The 18,389-nt window shown below is 35.5% G+C and carries 18 protein-coding genes and 1 rRNA gene; 9 read left to right on the forward strand and 10 right to left on the reverse strand.

Annotation, left to right across the window (positions count from 1 at the left end; all coding sequences use genetic code 11):
• Positions 1-32: 32 nt before the first annotated feature.
• The 5 genes from rrf (at position 33) to QUD79_RS07120 (ending at position 5,723) form a co-directional block, all read left to right on the forward strand.
• Positions 33-147, forward strand: a 5S ribosomal RNA gene (gene rrf, locus QUD79_RS07100).
• 528 nt (positions 148-675) lie between these two features.
• On the forward strand, positions 676-1,377 hold the full coding sequence (locus QUD79_RS07105; RefSeq protein WP_184423957.1) for a GntR family transcriptional regulator: 702 nt from the start codon (positions 676-678) through the stop codon (positions 1,375-1,377).
• A gap of 25 nt (positions 1,378-1,402) precedes the next feature.
• Positions 1,403-2,062 carry a TetR/AcrR family transcriptional regulator gene (locus tag QUD79_RS07110; RefSeq protein ID WP_184423958.1) on the forward strand — a complete coding sequence of 220 codons (660 nt, stop codon included), beginning with the start codon at positions 1,403-1,405 and terminating at the stop codon, positions 2,060-2,062.
• Between the two features lie 637 nt (positions 2,063-2,699).
• On the forward strand, positions 2,700-4,874 hold the full coding sequence (locus QUD79_RS07115) for a malate synthase G (RefSeq protein ID WP_184423959.1): 2,175 nt from the start codon (positions 2,700-2,702) through the stop codon (positions 4,872-4,874).
• Between the two features lie 12 nt (positions 4,875-4,886).
• Positions 4,887-5,723, forward strand: coding sequence for a bifunctional allantoicase/(S)-ureidoglycine aminohydrolase (locus QUD79_RS07120; protein WP_184423960.1), 837 nt, complete (start codon positions 4,887-4,889; stop codon positions 5,721-5,723).
• Between the two features lie 327 nt (positions 5,724-6,050).
• Here the strand turns inward: QUD79_RS07120 and QUD79_RS07125 are convergent, their stop codons facing one another.
• The 4 genes from QUD79_RS07125 to QUD79_RS07140 form a co-directional block, all read right to left on the reverse strand.
• On the reverse strand, positions 6,051-6,446 hold the full coding sequence (locus tag QUD79_RS07125) for an ExbD/TolR family protein (protein WP_184423961.1): 396 nt from the start codon (positions 6,444-6,446) through the stop codon (positions 6,051-6,053).
• 148 nt (positions 6,447-6,594) lie between these two features.
• Positions 6,595-7,185 carry an AAA family ATPase gene (locus QUD79_RS07130; RefSeq protein WP_184423962.1) on the reverse strand — a complete coding sequence of 197 codons (591 nt, stop codon included), beginning with the start codon at positions 7,183-7,185 and terminating at the stop codon, positions 6,595-6,597.
• 31 nt (positions 7,186-7,216) lie between these two features.
• Complete coding sequence (gene speE, locus QUD79_RS07135; RefSeq protein ID WP_184423963.1) at positions 7,217-8,083, reverse strand: polyamine aminopropyltransferase; 867 nt, start codon at positions 8,081-8,083, stop codon at positions 7,217-7,219.
• The gene (locus QUD79_RS07140; protein ID WP_184423964.1) at positions 8,073-9,035 is read right to left on the reverse strand and encodes an adenosylmethionine decarboxylase; all 963 of its coding nucleotides are present in this window, start codon (positions 9,033-9,035) and stop codon (positions 8,073-8,075) included. The genes speE and QUD79_RS07140 overlap by 11 nt, the downstream gene beginning before the upstream one ends.
• A 259-nt stretch (positions 9,036-9,294) precedes the next feature.
• Between QUD79_RS07140 and speB the strand changes: the two genes are divergently transcribed.
• Both speB and speA read left to right on the forward strand, forming a co-directional pair.
• On the forward strand, positions 9,295-10,239 hold the full coding sequence (gene speB, locus QUD79_RS07145; RefSeq protein WP_286290490.1) for an agmatinase: 945 nt from the start codon (positions 9,295-9,297) through the stop codon (positions 10,237-10,239).
• Between the two features lie 22 nt (positions 10,240-10,261).
• Positions 10,262-12,217: a biosynthetic arginine decarboxylase gene (gene speA / locus QUD79_RS07150; RefSeq protein WP_221435167.1), complete on the forward strand. Its 1,956-nt coding sequence runs from the start codon at positions 10,262-10,264 to the stop codon at positions 12,215-12,217.
• Positions 12,218-12,508: 291 nt separating this feature from the next.
• Here the strand turns inward: speA and QUD79_RS07155 are convergent, their stop codons facing one another.
• Positions 12,509-12,949, reverse strand: coding sequence for an energy transducer TonB (locus QUD79_RS07155; RefSeq protein WP_184423965.1), 441 nt, complete (start codon positions 12,947-12,949; stop codon positions 12,509-12,511).
• A gap of 164 nt (positions 12,950-13,113) precedes the next feature.
• Between QUD79_RS07155 and QUD79_RS07160 the strand changes: the two genes are divergently transcribed.
• Positions 13,114-13,809, forward strand: a complete 696-nt coding sequence (locus QUD79_RS07160) for a LysM peptidoglycan-binding domain-containing protein (RefSeq protein ID WP_184423966.1) — start codon at positions 13,114-13,116, stop codon at positions 13,807-13,809.
• A 143-nt stretch (positions 13,810-13,952) separates the two neighbouring features.
• Positions 13,953-14,996 carry a T6SS phospholipase effector Tle1-like catalytic domain-containing protein gene (locus QUD79_RS07165; RefSeq protein WP_184423967.1) on the forward strand — a complete coding sequence of 348 codons (1,044 nt, stop codon included), beginning with the start codon at positions 13,953-13,955 and terminating at the stop codon, positions 14,994-14,996.
• Positions 14,997-15,157: 161 nt separating this feature from the next.
• Here the strand turns inward: QUD79_RS07165 and QUD79_RS07170 are convergent, their stop codons facing one another.
• The 5 genes from QUD79_RS07170 to QUD79_RS07190 are packed head-to-tail and all read right to left on the reverse strand — an operon-like array spanning position 15,158 to position 17,941.
• A complete protein-coding gene (locus QUD79_RS07170) occupies positions 15,158-15,355 on the reverse strand; it encodes a hypothetical protein (protein WP_184423968.1) in 198 nt (65 codons plus the stop codon).
• Complete coding sequence (locus QUD79_RS07175; protein WP_184423969.1) at positions 15,348-16,058, reverse strand: M15 family metallopeptidase; 711 nt, start codon at positions 16,056-16,058, stop codon at positions 15,348-15,350. Before QUD79_RS07175 ends, QUD79_RS07170 begins: the two co-directional genes overlap by 8 nt.
• Positions 16,059-16,063: 5 nt before the next feature.
• Positions 16,064-17,206, reverse strand: a complete 1,143-nt coding sequence (gene dapE, locus QUD79_RS07180; protein ID WP_184423970.1) for a succinyl-diaminopimelate desuccinylase — start codon at positions 17,204-17,206, stop codon at positions 16,064-16,066.
• Positions 17,206-17,550, reverse strand: coding sequence for an ArsC family reductase (locus QUD79_RS07185; protein ID WP_184423971.1), 345 nt, complete (start codon positions 17,548-17,550; stop codon positions 17,206-17,208). The genes dapE and QUD79_RS07185 overlap by 1 nt, the downstream gene beginning before the upstream one ends.
• 10 nt (positions 17,551-17,560) lie before the next feature.
• A complete protein-coding gene (locus QUD79_RS07190; RefSeq protein ID WP_184423972.1) occupies positions 17,561-17,941 on the reverse strand; it encodes an ACT domain-containing protein in 381 nt (126 codons plus the stop codon).
• Positions 17,942-18,389 lie beyond the last annotated feature (448 nt).

Raw genomic sequence — 18,389 nt, forward strand, 5'->3', positions numbered from 1 at the left:
CATAAGTACATCCATGTACAAAACGTTTTTTGTCTAGCGACAATAGCACTGTGGTACCACCTGATCCCTTTCCGAACTCAGAAGTGAAACGCAGTAGCGCCGATGGTAGTGTGGGAGTTCCCATGTGAGAGTAGGACATTGCTAGACTTCTCTTTAAAAAAGCCCGATTCGAAAGAGTCGGGCTTTTTGCTTTGTGTGAAACGCAGTAGCGGCGGATGGTATAGCGTGTGGGTGTTCTTCTTTTTATGTGAGAGTAGGACATTGCTAGACATCTCTTTAGGTCGTTCCTTGCCATCCATGGCAGCTCGACATTAGTGCATCCATGCACGTCAAAAGCCCGATCCGCAAGAGTCGGGCTTTTTGCTTTGTGTGAAACGCAGTAGCGGCGGATGGTATAGCGTGTGGGTGTTCTTCCTTTTATGTGAGAGTGGGACATTGCTAGACTTCTCTTTAGGTCGTTCCTTGCCATCTCGGTAATTGATCCTGCATTACCCTAATGACTTACATCCTTGTAAGAACATGGCAGCTCGACATTAGTGCATCCATGCACGTCAAAAATCCATAGCTTATCCTACGGTTTTTTTGCTTTCTGTTACTCGCATCTTTATGATATTTGTGTATATACTACATATTGTAGTATTTAAGATAAACTATCGGTTTGTATTTAGGAAAGTGATGAAAAAAGCGCTAGAAACTCATGAAAAAAATAAAAAAATAAGTGATAAAGAAATCTACAAAGAAATATTTGATGCCATATTATCATTTCGTTTACATCCTGGTACCAAACTCACCGAAGATAATTTATCTAAAATATTTAATGTCGGTCGTACTACTGTTCGTAGCGCCTTATTACGATTGTCGCAAGATCATATTATTGAAATTCAACCTAATAAAGGTGCTTTTATTGCTACACCTACTACTAAACAAGCGATGAATATTCTTGAAGCCAGGAAGTTAATTGAAGTAGCAATTATTAAAGATGTTATTAAGCATGCTACAGCAAGCGATTACGACCTTTTAAGGCGAATCGTAAAAGCAGAACAAGATAATATAGATTTAGAACAAATTGTTGAAGGTATACAGTTAGGTGGAGACTTTCATTTGATGTTAGCTAAATTATCTAAAAATTCTACACTTGAGCGAATTGTCACTACTTTAATACCGCAAACATCTTTAGTTATTGTGCTGTATCAAACACCAGATTCGCCTAAATGCTCCTATTATCAACACTTCGAATTAATAGATGTGATGCAAAAAGGTCAAGTTGAAAAAGCTAGCAAGCTTATGTCTCAACATATAGATGGAATTACTAATCGTTTAAAACTAGAACAGAAGAAACCGATGAGTGATTTGGTAGATGTTTTTAAAAAGCACTAGTTATCCCTAAGTTACAGATTGATATATGAAAAAAATAAAAGTTACCAATGAAGCATTAGTAAGCCGACAACAAAAGGCACGTACGCTAAATATTAGTAAGATTCTAGAGGCAGCCGCTCAAGAATTTAAGCAGTATGGATTCAATGGTGCTTCAATATCTCGCATTGCAGAAACAGCGAAGTTACCCAGAACTAATATTCATTACTATTTCGAAAATAAATTAGCACTTTATGGTGCTGTGCTCACTCATATTACAGATTTATGGAATAATGCCTTTTCAGACATCAAGTCAACCGATGATCCGAGCGAAACTATTGCAAACTACATAGACGCAAAAATTGAATATTCACGTATTAACCCTACCGCATCAATAATTTTCGCCAGTGAAATACTACATGGAGCACCTCATTTAAGTGAGTATTTAAATACTGACTTCAAACTTTGGATTGCAGATAAAGCGAAGGTTATAGAGTCTTGGCAGTTGCAAGGTAAAATAGATGTTATATCCCCGTACCATTTGTTATTTACAATTTGGGGAGCAACTCAGTATTACGCTAATTCTGCTGTAGAAATTGAGGCAGCTTTTAATCGTGAACTTAGCTATGATGATTTTGAGCAAGCCAAAAAAACGATAAAACACATTATTCTCAAAGGATGTGGAATGACATATAAGGGATATGTATAGCGGCTAATTGTTTGTAAATTTGATGTTGTTTATCCCTTATTTAAACGTCCTGATAGCCTATATGCATTCTAAATTCTATTATAGGTTTTTCTCTGTCTAATACCAATCTCACTAACTATGATCATTTCAAATGGCTACAACAATCAACTGCTGATTTGTTTATTTACTTATTAGAACAAGAAAAATAGATCCTTTATTCGACAGCTTTACTATACATAAAATAGATCAACTAATTAATGAAGTTTGTATAATTATTTAAAAATATCCTTGTAAATAAATTCCGCTCTATGAAATTTATTTAGTACGAATTACTCTGAGAGTTTTTTTTACACACCCATATTCTTATGTGGTTATCTCTTACACAGTTTTTCATATCTTATGTTGTCACAAGTGAATAAAAATAGATGGTTCGATGAGTTTAGCGTCGATATGCACATTTCATCTTTTACACCAGATTCTTTTACTTAAGATTAATGTAGGGCCCAGCTTATGAAAAGTATTAGGCAAATATAGTCTATGCAATTACTGTTTGGATTGTCAACAATCTTGTATGCAATTACTGGTCTTTATTGACAGTTGGTGGTGGTTTGTTTACATTTATACGCATAAAATATAAATCTTATCGAGTTAGTAGAGCATGACCAAATACCTACAAAAAGAATCACTAAAGGTTGACAGTAATCTAGTTACATTTATTACAGATGAAGTTTTACAAGGTTTAGATATTCCAGAAGACCACTTTTGGCAATGCTTTTCAACAATAGTGCATGAATTTGGCGCTGAGAACAGAAAATTACTAGCTAAGCGTATATTTCTTCAACAGCAGATAGATGAATGGAATATAAAGTATCAAAATAACTTTGATTCAACGCAGTATAAAAAGTTTCTCGAAGAAATTGGTTATTTAGCGCCTGAAGGTGAAGACTTTAACATTAGTACATCTAATGTCGACAAAGAAATCTCAATACAGGCTGGTCCTCAATTAGTAGTACCTACGTCAAATGCTCGATTTGCATTAAATGCAGCAAATGCACGTTGGGGAAGTTTATACGATGCGCTTTATGGAACAAATGTAATTGGTGATGAAGATGGTTCACAAAAAAATACAGAGCTTAATCCTATAAGGGCAGCTAAAGTCATTGCTTATGGTCGAAAGTTTTTAGACGAAAACTTTCCTTTACTTCAAAGTTCACACTCGCAAGCAACTCGTTATTGCATTAGTGACCAGAAACTTTTGGTCTGTTTAATTGATGGAACTACTACTGAATTAAAAAGACCTAAACAGCTACTTGGAATACAGGGTGATAAAAGTAAGCCTAGTTCGATATTATTTACCCATAATAGCTTACGAGTAGCCATAGAGATAGATCCAAGCTCAGCCATAGGTAATATAGACACTGCAGGTATAAAAGACATCACGTTAGAGTCTGCGCTTACAACAATACAAGACTTTGAAGATTCAGTTGTTGCCGTAAATGCTGAAGAAAAAATTCATGTATATCGTAATTGGCTAGGTTTAATGAAAGGTGACTTAAGTGAATCTATAGATAAATCAGGTAAAGTAACTAAGCGAGTACTCAATAAAAACAGAGAGTATTATGATCTTTCTGGTAAAAAGTTTTATTTACCAGGACGCAGCTTATTGTTTTGTCGAAATGTAGGCCATCTAATGACAAGTCCGGCAATAATAGACAAACATGGATCAGAAATTCAAGAAGGGATTATGGATGCGATGATCAGCACATTAATAGCCTTGCATGATTTAAAAAAATCTAAAATTAACCGTAACTCTGCTAATGGGAATGTGTATATTGTTAAACCCAAAATGCACGGACCAGAAGAAGTGTCGTTCACGAACAAACTGTTTGGTGCAGTTGAAGATACATTAGGACTTGCTAGAGACACCATTAAAATTGGAATTATGGATGAAGAGCGTCGTACAACTGTAAACCTAAAAGAGTGTATAAGGGCCGTAAAAAGTCGTGTTGTTTTTATAAATACAGGATTTTTAGACAGAACAGGAGATGAAATTCATACAAGTATGCTGCTTGGTCCAATGGTTCCTAAAGGGGATATGAAGGAGCAGCCTTGGATTAAAGCATATGAAAATTGGAATGTTGATATTGGGCTAGCTTGTGGTTTCTCAGGTAAGGCTCAAATAGGTAAAGGAATGTGGGCTACACCTGATGAAATGGCTGGAATGATGAAAGAAAAAATTGCTCATCCTTTAGCTGGTGCTAATACCTCATGGGTGCCATCTCCAACAGCAGCTACACTCCATGCTATACACTATCATCAAGTTAACGTTAGTAAGATACAGGAAAGCATTGCTAAAAGGCCACGCGCTGATATCGATGACCTATTAACAGTGCCTTTATTAAATAACACTAGTAAACTTAGTCAATCAGCAATAGAGAAGGAGCTTCATAATAATGCGCAGGGCTTACTGGGATATGTTGTCCGGTGGATCGATTTAGGTATCGGAGCGTCTAAAGTTCCGGATATTAATAATGTTGGTTTAATGGAAGATAGGGCAACTTTACGCATATCAAGCCAGCACATTTGTAATTGGTTAACGCATAATATTTTAAGCAAATCTCAGGTTAACACTGCTCTAGAACAAATGGCGCGCGTTGTCGATAAACAAAACGCGCATGATCCTAACTATAAAGCTATGTCTGCTGATTTTGAAAAAAGCTTATCTTTTCAGACGGCATTAGCGTTAGTTCTCAATGGTAAAGAACAACCTAACGGGTACACAGAACCTTTGTTACATGAATACCGAAACAAACTCATAGCGGCAAAGCTTTAAGGAATAGAAATTATGAAATCAAAGCACACATATTATGCACCTACAGGTGGCTTACCACCACAAACACAATTATTGTCTGATCGAGCTATTTTTACAGAAGCTTATGCAATCATACCTAAACGAGTATTAACCGATATTGTGATCAGTTATTTACCTTTTTGGGAGAATATGCGGATGTGGGTTATTGCACGCCCATTAAGTGGTTTTTCGGAAACATTTTCTCAATACATCGTTGAAGTTGGAGCAGGTGGGGGGTCAAATAAGCCAGAGCTTGATCAAAGTGCAGAAGCCGTACTCTTTATTGTAGAAGGCGAAATGGATGTATGTATTGAAGATGAAAACCATCATATGAAAGCCGGTGGCTATGCATTCTTACCTCCTGGCTGTAAATGGACAATAAAAAATAATAGCGACAACCATGTGAAGTTTCATTGGATCAGGAAAGCTTACCAGTTTGTTGAAGGGATAAATGCACCAGAAGCTTTTGTTACCAGTGATCACGATGTAGAAGCAATTGAAATGCCAAATACCGAAGGTGTGTGGAAAACAACAAGGTTTACTGAGCAATCAGATATGCGACATGATATGCATGTCAATATTGTAACCTTTGAACCAGGTGGTGTAATACCTTTTGATGAAACGCATGTAATGGAACACGGACTTTATGTACTAGAAGGTAAAGCTGTTTATCATTTAAATGGTGAATGGGTTGAAGTAGAGGCTGGTGATTTTATGTGGCTACGCGCATTTTGTCCTCAGTCGTGTTATGCAGGTGGCCCTGGGCCGTTCAGATACTTACTGTATAAAGACGTTAATAGACATATGCCTTTTATTCGTCCCAAAAACTAATATCGCTCGAAAAGGCAGGTAGGGCAAACTTAATAAGTAATACCAGTTTCATTAATTAAGTGATCTATTTTATACGCAGTAGTTGACTGTTTTAGCCAGTAGAAATGTTCACATAGTTAGTGAGATTGGTATAAATCTACCTGCTTTATTGAGTTTGTACGTAAGCGCTGTGTTTTTGAGTAATGCTATCGATAAAAAAAACAATATTATAACTGCTTAGAATTAATCAAATAAAAAGCCCGTTATCTAGATAACGGGCTTTTTATTTTTGGAGTTACTTATTGCTATAATAAACTAGTTAATAATAATTACTTAAGTAGGTAGCTATTATTTACCTATTGACACTGTTAATTGAGGAAACTCATTAATTTTATCAATTACACTAACAACATCTTTGTGATTTGTTTTATAGTCGGCAATAACTACGGCACTTGTGGTAGCATTTTCAGCAAGAAAACTTTCAATTCGTGCCGGTAATCGTTCTATATCAACAATTTTATTGTTTAAACTAACGATACCGCTTTCAGTTATTTTAACAAGTACCATGGGGGTAGCAGCACTTGGGTTTTTATTTGGTTTTGGTTTGTTTATTAGCAACCCTTCTTCTTTAACAAACGATGTTGTTACAATAAAGAATATTAGTAAGATAAATACGATATCCAACATAGGTGTCATATCTACATCGGCATCATTATTTTCTATTGCCTTTCTTTTTCTACTCATGATGTTTCCCTTATAGTTTTCATTACTATGTACGAAAAGTTACGTAATAACAAAGAATATTTCAAATAAATGTAAAAATATAATAAAAAAGTAAAGTCTTGTTTGTATACGTTATAAGCTAAGATACAAAATAATTAGGTTTTTTTTGTTATCTGTATTGCCCAATCACATTTTCTATCGTCATAATACCAAACATTACTTTACGAATAAATGACTCTGAGCTACCAACTAAGTTAAAATTTGGGTGTTTTGACCATATTTTTTTTAGTTTTGTATCTAATTCGACCGCTTGTTGCTCAGACTCGTTTCTTATTGGGTTGTTGCTTCGAATATTCTCCCCTGAACGAGCTGCCGTTTCAAAAAAAATAACCGCATCGTAGCGAGAAAACTCTTCTTCTAATGTGGTATTCATTTGTGTAAAGAAATTATCTTCGCTATCTGGCCAATAAGCAAGACCATCAAGCGTACCTCGATCACACAAAATTAGACACTCAGGGTATGCTGCGCGCTGAATATCTTCAAGGTTTTTTTGCAAATTAAAAATTGCAGTTTGTTGCGCCTTTAATACGCTATTATTTGTTGAACGCTCAATCCCACCACTAAATATCATAGTTGCAGATTCGGGAACAGATGCAATTTTTCCTGAAAACTCACGACGTATAAGGTCAAGAGCTGTTGTTTTTCCACCCCCTGGACCACCTGTGATAACAATGCGCTTTTTCATATTCACTATATTCATATTGCTCTGAACTCTCTCAACAATAATAACGTTATAATTCACTGTTATCTATTAAATCGCTTAATTCACTTATCACAAAGCTAGGTAACGCAAATGCTGCAGTATGTAGTCTGGTATTATAATAGCTAAAGGTTAGTCCACTATCTTTTACTCTTTGTTCATTGAAATCATTAATCGGGTGATGTTTTTTAGACGCGAATGTAAAGCACCAAAGGCCACCAGGGTAAGTTAAATTGCTAAAGTTATATAAAAAACATTTTGGAAAAACACGATTAAGTACAGTTAATAATGATCTTTGAATATCAATTGCATACCAAGAAGACTCTCCTTGTGAAACCACAATACCGTCGTCAGATAAACAGTTGTATACGTCTTGATAAAACTCTTCGCCAAATAAGGGTTGTGCGGGACCTATGGGGTCAGTGCTATCAACAATAATAACATCGAACTTTTCACTCGTTTCTTTAACAAACTTAACGCCATCACCAATAACTAAATTAACTTTTTTATTATTAAGTGCACAGGAGGTTTGAGGAATATATTGTTTACAAGCATCAACTACCATAGCGTCAATTTCAACCATAGTGCACTTTTCTATGCCTGTATGCCTGATCACTTCACGTGCTGTTCCACCGTCCCCTCCACCAATGACCAACACATTCTTGGGACATGGATGTGTGAATAAAGGTAGATGAGTGATCATGTCATGATAAGCAAATTCATCACGCTCTGTTACCATTACTAAACCGTCATTAAGTAGCATTTTCCCATGACCTTTAGTTTCTACAATATCAACCGTTTGGAATTCACTTTTACCAGAAAATAATATTCTTTCAACTTTAAAGCGTAAGCCTAGATAATCTTCAAATGTCTCTTCGATCCATAAATTAGAGTGCATGGTTTTCTCCTTCAACGCTTAATTGAGTAGGTTGTGTAAATTGTAATTGGGGTAGAATAAAGTTTGCAAAATTAACGTGATAGCCATTAGGTAACGTTTTTTCTACTAACGATTTACTGACATAGTTTGCTTCTTTAAACGGTAATGTTTTTTGTGAGAATTCATGTTCATTAAAACTTAAAATATCAAAAGACAATGGTTTTAATATATCAATAAAAAGAGGTGCAACAACAATAAGGTCGATATTTGATTCGAAGCTAATATAACTACTACCTGCTTGTGGTGTTACATGAATGGTTAGGTATCTATCTTCCTTAATTGCATTTAAAGAATAGCCATACGGCTTAAACACAAAGTCATCAATAACGTAATCAGGCAATAATGAGTCAATAGATAAAAACTCTCGAATTTTTTCTGCTGATATGTTTGAAGACGTTAATAGCTCAGACGCTGTTTCACTAATTTGATAAGCAAGAAACTCATAAGTTTTGTCGTCGGGTAGTGCAGTAAAATCATTCTCATAATGAAACAGATAATTATGGTGACCATCTAGCTCGCCAAAACGGTAAGCACAACCTTTAATATATGGTGAAAGTTGCTTCATATCATCGCCAAAACAACTAGGTTGTGCGTGGGCAAAATATTCATTTTTACGTTGATAAGTGAGCTGCTTTATTTTTTTTGTTCCAACTTGTTGGATAAAGTATTCGATAGAGTTAACAAGTTGTGTTTCACCACATGTTAATATCAGTAGTCTGTCGTCCCAAACAAATAAACTGGATTCAGACAATAAAAAAGCTTTGCATTGAGGATTACTAATTGTGGAAAGTACTTGTGCTTTACAGCATGAAACCAGTGTTTTCCAGAAACTATCGGGTAGATCATTTAGCAAAGATATTTGTTTAAGATCTGTTTGTATTTCAGCTTTTTTTTCGGCGCCTTCAAAAAACAATAGTTAACCCTCTTTTTGTGTTGTTTATAACAATTTTTATTGATTAATTTAAGTGTTGATTACAAAATGAATTTTAGTATGTTTTTCAATAGTTAACAAACAAATTTATCATTATAATTTTTAAGAGAGATGAGGTTAAAAATAAAGTTGTAAAATAAATACAAATAACTAAAAATTTTTATATACTTTCTCTAATATTTTTGGATAATGCGCCAAGTTTTTTTCGCGTACATTTTCGCGTATATAAAGGTAAACTAACGTGACGATAATAAAACAACTAACTATTGACTTAGATAGTGTAGATATTCCATTTCAATTATCAAAAAGTGCTGAAGGCATACATGCTAATTGTATACATATTATTGGTTTTGAATATGACGGTACAGCTTGTTTTCGAAAGGGTACTAAAGCTGGGCCTAATGCGTTAAGAGCGGTGGCAGATGGTATTGAAACCTATTCGCCATACTTTAATGCAGATTTAAGTGACTATACCTATTATGATCTGGGCAACTTAAAGATTCGCCCAGCGCTTAATGCGAAAAGTGAAAGTGATGAAGCAGAAAAACACAGTATTCTTGAGCAGCAATGGCAATATGCGAGTGATGATTTCACTGAGCTGTTTTCTGATATTGATTTACTTAAAAATAAAGTAAAGATAATAACTTTGGGTGGTGAGCATTCTATTTCTTATGCGCCAATTAAAGCATATCTTGAGCAGTACCCTGATCTAGTATTAATACATTTAGATGCACATGCAGATTTAAGAGATGGTTATCAAGGATTTCATTATTCACATGCCTCTATTATTCGAAGAGTACTCGATCATTTTGGCGAGCAGCATCAATTAATACAGTATGGGATTCGTTCAGGTACAAAAGAAGAGTACCAATGGATGAAAGCAAATCAAACCATAAAAACATCGAGAAAGGAATTTTTAGATGCTGTAAATAATATTGCTAAAGATCGACCAATATACTTAACGTTAGATCTTGATTATTTTGATCCAAGCTTTTTCCCTGGCACTGGTACACCTGAGCCGGGTGGGGAAGACTTTCATTCATTTATTAGCTTATGTAAGCTTTTAAAAGAAAAGAATTTTGTTGGGTGTGATGTGGTTGAACTAGCACCTGAAATTGACAGCAGCGGTAATAGCGACGTTTTTGCCGCAAAAGTTGTTCGTGAACTTATATTTTGTTTAGCATAGTTGAGATAAAGCCTTGAGCAAATTGAACAATCCAAGTAACGAAGAAAAAATCAATGTTTCTGATGAGCTTAGCTCAGCTTGGACTATAGAAGACGCAGAAAAAACATATCGCGTTAAACGATGGGGTAATGGTTATTTTGATATTGGCGAGTGCGGCAATATTCTTGTTAGCCCTCGTTATGATCATCCTGATCTTAAAATTAACCTACGCGAAGTCATCGATGAAATGGTTGAAAGCGGTATTGAGTTTCCGGCGGTAATTCGTTTTCATGATATTTTAAGATCACAAGTTGAACAGCTTAATAAAACCTTTAGAGCGAAAATTGAAGAAGCCGATTACGAAGGTAAATACCTTGGTGTATTTCCGGTAAAAGTGAACCAAATGCGAGAAGTCATTGAAGAAATCGTTGATGCAGGCAGTCGCTTTAACTATGGCTTAGAAGCAGGTTCAAAACCAGAATTAATCGCAGCTTTAGCATACAATACTAACGAAAACTCTTTGACAATATTAAACGGCTATAAAGATGAAGAGTATTTACGTTTAGCTCTGCTTGGTTTAAAAATAAAGCGTAATATTATTATCGTTATTGAAAAGTTCAGTGAGTTAGTAAAACTCATTCCACTAGCAAAAGAGTTAAACATAACTCCTGTTATTGGCCTTCGTGTAAAAATGATGGTGAAGGGCAGAGGGAAATGGGAAAGCTCAAGTGGCGAACGTGCAAAGTTTGGTTTAAGTATTGCTGAAATATTAAACGCCGTAACGTTACTAGAAAAAGAAGGGATGAAAGAGAGCATTAAATTATTGCACTTTCACATTGGTAGCCAACTTACTGATATTCGTGCAGTGAAAGAAGCGGTTCAAGAGTCATCATTAATATACTCAAAATTAGTGCAATTAGGTGTGCCTTTAGAGTATGTAGATGTAGGTGGTGGCTTAGCTATTGATTACGATGGCTCGCAGTCAACGAATGACTCGTCATGTAACTACGGCTTAGAAGAATATGTTTCAGATATTGTGTATGGCTTTAAACAAAATTGCGATCTTGAATCGGTACCACACCCACATATTGTTAGCGAGAGTGGCCGAGCTATGACAGCGCATCACTCTTGCGTGATCACTCAAGTTATTGGTGAAATACACCCAAGTGGCACGCAGTATTCAACAAAGAAAGCGACTAGTGAGCACATTATTGTTACTAACATGCGTGAGATTGAAGCTGATATGGCGCAGGGCAACTATCAAGAAGTTTATAATGATATTTGCCAATTAAAAGAGCAAGCTTTTCAAGCGTTTAAGTTTGGTATATTTACGTTAGATGAATTAGCAAAAGTTGAAACTATGTACTGGCGTATTTTAAACAGTATTGAAAAACAGGTATCAACAGAGGAATTTATTCCAGAGGAGTTACGTGAAATTTCAACCATGTTATCGTCGCAGTACTTAGCTAACTTTTCTGTTTTTCAGTCTGCGGCAGACTCTTGGGCGATTGATCAAGTACTACCTATAGTACCTATCTCTCGCTTAAATGAAGCGCCGACGAAACTATGTAGTTTGGTTGATATTACCTGTGACAGCGACGGAAAAATAGATAAGTTTATTGGTGAAGACACAGTGGTAAGTAATATTCCTTTACATCAACTTAATGCCAATGAAGATTACTTTTTAGGGATCTTTTTAACAGGGGCATACCAAGATGTGATGGGCGATATGCACAACTTATTTGGCCGTTTAAATGAAGTACATGTCTTTAGTTACGATGATGACCCGAAAGACTTTTATATCGAAGAAACGGTAAAAGGATCATCCGTAGAAAATGTGCTTTCAACAATGCAGTATACGCCAGTTATTATGGCGCAAGTTATTAAGAAAGAAATTGATAAGCAAGTTCAACGTGGCAAAATAAAACCACGAGAAGGAGTTCAATTAACAGATTTCTATGAAGAGTGCTTAGCGGGTTATACCTATTTAAAAAGCTAAACCATTGAAGCTTGCTCTTTTGAGGTAATTAACCAAGAAAGAGCAAGCTTTCTTTTAGTTGTTTTAGGGCTTAAACCTAGGGCGTGTTGATCTTTGTAGTAAGTTTTTACAGCAGTTCGTTTAATACTCCTATAAAGCTAAACGGGTGTACGCCCGGTAAAAAAAAAGAACACAGTAAAAAACTGAATAGGCACTACCTATTAGAAACGTTTAAACCTGATTTATTTTTAGTTAGCGAAAGCGTAGAAATTACCTATTGTTCTCACGCTCAGTTGGAAAGTTTTTTAAGTATTATTTACATTTAAGGTTTGCTTGTTCAGCACACCTAGCTATTGCTTCTTCTTCAGAATTTCCGCCTAAACAAAAATCTAAGCGTATTGTCTTTTCTTCAGCTTGGTTTGGCTGACCTGAAATGTTTTTCCAACGCCACTTTTTAATGACCTTTTTAGCAGGTTTGAAAATACTATTCTTAGGAATAGAAGAAACTAGCTCTATACCTTGTGATTTACCGTCTTCATTAATTGTCAGCTTAAAGACTCCGCAGCCAGCTATACCTTTTATCGCTAGATCCATAGGGTATCTAGGGGTGACTTGTTTAGCTCTAATCCATGTCGCAGCAGACTTTTCAGGATTTAGGTGAGTAAGCTTAACGTCAGCATAGTTATTAGTTTGAGCCATAGCAGAAAACTGCAACCCTAATATTGAACTTAATATTGCGATTCTCTTTTTCATTTTTTCCTTCCTTGGTAATATTATCAATAGGTAAGCACACATCAAATTAACAAATTTGTTGCTAAAAGATCAACTTTTCCAAAAATTATTGCAATAAGTGCTTGATTATATAACCTTGAAATATCATGCTAATAAAGCTTAACTACTAACATTAAAGGTAAACTATGTTGGCACGAATTTTATCACTATTGTTTCTTGTTCAAATAAGTGCCTTATTAAATACTGCATACGCGCAAATCGACTATGTTAGCTTGCATGATATTGAATCACCTGAGCGTGCCCCACTTTTTTTAAAGCTAAATATCGTAGGCAGTGGTCAAAACTTACCTTTAAAGTTTACATTATTATCACAAAGCACTGAAACAGAAATGGCAGCGCATCGCCTGAATACATTTATGGTTAGACTCGCAAGTTTACGACCAGCAATAGGTGAAAGCTATATTCTAGTATATGAATTTAATGGCCAAGCTTGGGCGAAAGTACAGCAAGTAGATGTATCTAACGAGTTAAAATCAACGACCAACACACCTTCTGTAATTATAACCAATAATAATCAACAACATGCAGTACCAGTGTCTATTCAGCCATCTAGCACTGAACAAACCTGTTTGCTGGAACGTGAGCCTAAAGAAACTCTTTGGAGTATCGCTAATCGTTATAAAGATAACTGGCGTGTTAATGTTTTTAGCGCAATGATAGCCATCTTTAACACTAATAAAAGCAAGTTTAATCAAGGGCATATTGGTCACTTGATGGATAATGAATCGTTAACGTGTCCATCAAGAAAATCAATAGCTATGAGGGGAGAAAAAGAAGCAATGAGAGCTGAATTCTTCCGCTTAAATGAATTGCCTTTTTAGCTGCTTAAACGAAATTACAATAATCACATAGAAAACGTAAGAACCTACGCTATGGCTAACGCGGTAATCTGATGCTCTATATTGCAGCTATTGTGTAAACTAAGCTATATTATTAACCATAATTCAACAGAAGGAGTTGACGCATGGTTAAGCGAATTGTAATTTGTGCAGATGGCACATGGAATCGTCCCGAAAAAGACCTCGAAAAAGATTTTCCTACCAATGTTTTAAAACTGGCTCGTGCGATAAAACCAATCGGTGACGATGGTGTTTCTCAACAGGTATTTTATGATTGGGGTGTAGGCTCTTATTATAATTCTGTTGTCGGTGGAGCTACCGGCGCAGGCATACAAAAAAATATAAAAGATAACTATCGTTATATAGTACAAAATTATAATGACGGAGATGAACTTTATTTTTTTGGATTCAGTCGTGGAGCTTATACAGTCCGCTCGTTATGTGGATTAATTAATAATTGCGGTATTTTAAAACGAGATAAGGCACATTTAATTGAGCAAGCCTTTGAACACTATAAAAATGGTGATAAAGACTACGAACCCAGAAGTGCATTGTCTGAAATGTTTATCGCTGATAATTGTCATGCTAGCAAGTCTGTTAAGTTTGTTGGTGTTTGGGATACCGTTGGCGCAATGGGGATCCCCATTTCATTTTTGGGACTGTTTGAAGATGAAGATGAGTTTTACGATACTAAAATGGGATCAAACATCCAAATTGCTCGACATGCATTAGCCATTGATGAACACCGTAAAGACTTTACACCAACTATTTGGCAACCACGCAACAGTGTAGATATTAAGCAAGTATGGTTTTGTGGAGCTCATAGTAATGTTGGTGGTAGTTATGCTCCTGACGACGAAGATAGAGGGTTATTATCAGACATTCCACTGCAATGGATGATCAAAGAAGCCCAAGTACATACATTATTTGTTGAATCACATTTAGTTAATGAGCTAAAACCAAAAGTTACAGCAACCATTACAGAATCTAGAAAGTCGTTTTATCGTGTTAAACGCAAAGCTTATCGTAAATTACAATTAACCGATAAAGAATACAAACTCAAATTACATAGCTCTGTTAAAGCACGCTATGATGCAGACAAAAGCTATCGGCCAACAAACCTTGTAAATGAGATAAAATCGAATGGTTGGCCAATTTTAGAAGAGTAAACATTTTAATTGGTATTAATACTTGTTTAATTAAGTGATCTATTTTATACGCAGTGAAAACAGTCAAATACAAGGCATTTATTTTCATAACTAACCTTAGCTCGGGTTAATGATATATAGCATCTCGTATTTAATCTAATGCCATTAAATAAACTATATTATCACTTTTTATGTATGTTTTTATTGGGGTGTGTCGGTAGCTTATGGTCGGTTTTATGGCTGCGCGGTAATGTTTCTTTTAAATCATTTAACCCTTTTTTACGCATAGGAAATTTAGTGCTCTTTTGGAAAGTACTCAAATTACCAATAAAAATAACAGCTGAAATAACAATAACAACCCAAGCTAACCAGTTATCCATAATGTTCCTCGTTAATATTTGTGATGTATTGTTCAAAAATAATCGGCAAATTGGCTAAAATAGCTGCTTTACCTTCAATATTACTCAATTTTAGTGTTTGGCTGAGTAGGGGTAATGTTAATTGATCTTGATAATGCTGTGCAATGGGTTTATATGAAATATGCCAAGGTTCGATAGCAACACCACCTTGATCGTGCGCGTAAGGAAAAAAGAAACCAAACTGGTCCGCATTTTTAGCCAACCACAGAGATAGTTTATAAAAATACCCTTGAGCTTGATATTCCCACGGTTCTAATTGTAACGCGTGTTTATCCGGTAACAAGTTTGAAGCGTAAATGTCTATATCTGTACCCCAATGATGCCTACTTGCACCAGGTAAGGCTGAGAAAGTTAATATTGCCATTACTTTATCGGTATCGTTTAAATGCTGTATTTCTATCAGGTCATTATGTTTATTTCGAACGGCTAATTCACCGGTAAACTTTCTATTCCATATTGATAATTGTCGTTCAAAGCTGCGGTAACTGCTAGCAATAGTGAGTTCTAGTCCCGATTTTTTAGCATGGTTTACCATAGTGTTCCAAGGTTCTACAACACTATGATGTAATGCTAGGTTAGTAGGTAACCAAGTTAAATGGTTATCGCTTTTACCAAGAGCTTGACAACTACTGTACTGATTTAGGTTCACTTTACTATTTTTCATTATATCTAAGGAGCTAAAACATTAACGAGAGTCTGATAATAAATATCAGCTAACAAATTAAGATCTACACAAGAAACAGATTCATTAACTTGATGGATGGTTTTATTACATGGACCAAGCTCAATAACTTCGGCTCCGGTTGGTGCGATAAAGCGGCCGTCTGAAGTACCGCCCGAAGTTGAAAGTGTTGTTGTGATACCTGTTGTAGTTAAAATAGCATTCTCAACTGCATTGATAAATACCCCTGGTTCAGTAATAAATGGTTGGCCGTTGTAAGTCCATTGTATTTCAAAGTCGAGCTGATGTTTGCTTAACACAGCATTTACCTTATCAACAATCGTTTGAGCGCTTAGCTCTGTACTGTAACGCAAGTTAAACCAAGCGGTTAGGTGTCCAGGAACAACATTAGTTGCCCCGGTACCTGACTGTATATTGGAAATTTGAAAACTAGTTTCAGGGAAAAAATCATTACCTTTATCCCAATGTATTTGGCTGAGTTCTGCTAATGCAGGCATCGCTAAATGTATTGGGTTAGTAACATGCTCAGGGTAGGCAACATGACCTTGTTTACCGTGTATATCAAGTTCAGCAGATATGGAGCCACGACGACCATTTTTTATCACATCTCCAACTTCTTCGCTACTAGAAGGTTCCCCCACGATACAATAATCTATTTTCTCTTTGCGCGCTTCAAGGGTATCAATAACACGTGTTGTGCCATTAATAAAAGGTCCTTCTTCGTCGCTAGTTATTAGAAAAGCGATAGAGCCTTTATGATTGGGGTGGTTATTGACAAACTTTTCCGTTGCAATAATCATTGCAGCTAAACTACCTTTCATATCGGCTGCACCTCGCCCGTATAACATGCCATCGATAACGGTAGGCTCAAAAGGCGGAGTTTGCCAAAGCTCAAGGTTACCTGCAGGTACAACGTCGGTATGACCCGCAAAGCAAAATACAGGAGAAGTGGTACCTCTTCTTGCCCATAAATTGGTTGTATCTTCAAATATCATGGTTTCATTATTAAAGTCTAAAGGTGCTAAGCGGCTAAAAATAAGAGTTTGACAGCCAGCATCTTCAGGTGTAACCGAAGGTCGAGATATTAATGCTTTAGCTAATGTAATAACATCGGTGTTTGTAAATGCCATTAGTTAAAAATCACTTGATATTGTTCATCTTTAAAGCCTAGGTGTAATGTATTATTACTAAGTAGTACCGGTCGTTTGATCAATGTAGGCTGCGACAATATTAGTTGTTTAAATGTCGTTTCATTTAGATTGTTTTTAATTTCATCATCAAGTAAACGGAAAGTTGTGCTACGTTTATTTAACAGTAGTTCCCAGTCAAGTTTATTGGTAAAGTCGCTTACTAATTTTTCATCAATACCATCAGCTCTGAAGTCGTGAAACGTGTAGGCAATATTATTTTTATCTAGCCATTTAAGTGCTTTTTTAACGGTATCGCAATTTTTTATACCATAAACGGTAGTCATAACTTTCCTATTAAATTATTTGATATTGGTTTAATGACAATGCAGCTAAAGCCGCATCAACAGTTGTTGATTTTACTAAAATATAATCGGTATCGAAGGTAGATATAGCAAATATACTAATTTTTTCATTAGCGAGTATTGTTGAAATATTCGAAAGTATACCTGTGAGTGAAAAACCTAATGGTCCTACAACTTCAAATGCTCGCCAATCAAGTTCTTTTTCTTCACTTTCTATCGACACATCTTCTGGTAATACAATTGATATTTCATCGTTAGTTTTAGCAATAAAATACATTGATGCACTAAAAACATTCGGTGGAATGATACTATTAGGATGAAGGCTGTGAATAGCAAAAGTTTGTTGTAAAATTTTTAGTGTTAAATTAGCCATTAAAATGTGCTTATATGTTGGTTAAAAGTAATAATAATTACATAAAATTTAAACGTATTCTGGTTATGTTCTGCTTACTGTAAAAACGCAGAGTGTTATTGCAATAACCGTTGATATAACTATAACGACTTCTATTATAAACGACTAGCGCAAACAGAAATTATCTTTAGTAAAGTTAAGGTGATTTATATAACTTAGATAAATAGACCTTTGTTCGTGAATTCTTTTAGAACGTGCGGTAAATGCATGTTAAGTTTTTGTTTTTGGCTGTAATAGCATAAGCAATTGCTTTTAAATGTTTTCTTTATATCCACAAAACCTGTGGATATCACTGTGCACAACCTTTGGCTATGTTTGTATCTTACTGTAATTGTTTGGTTTATACGGTCGTTTGTTTTTTGGCTAGCCAAAAAACAAACGATAAAGTGTAATTTTAGCGTAAAAATGG

Source organism: Thalassotalea piscium, from assembly GCF_030295935.1.
GTDB lineage: Bacteria > Pseudomonadota > Gammaproteobacteria > Enterobacterales > Alteromonadaceae > Thalassotalea_B > Thalassotalea_B piscium.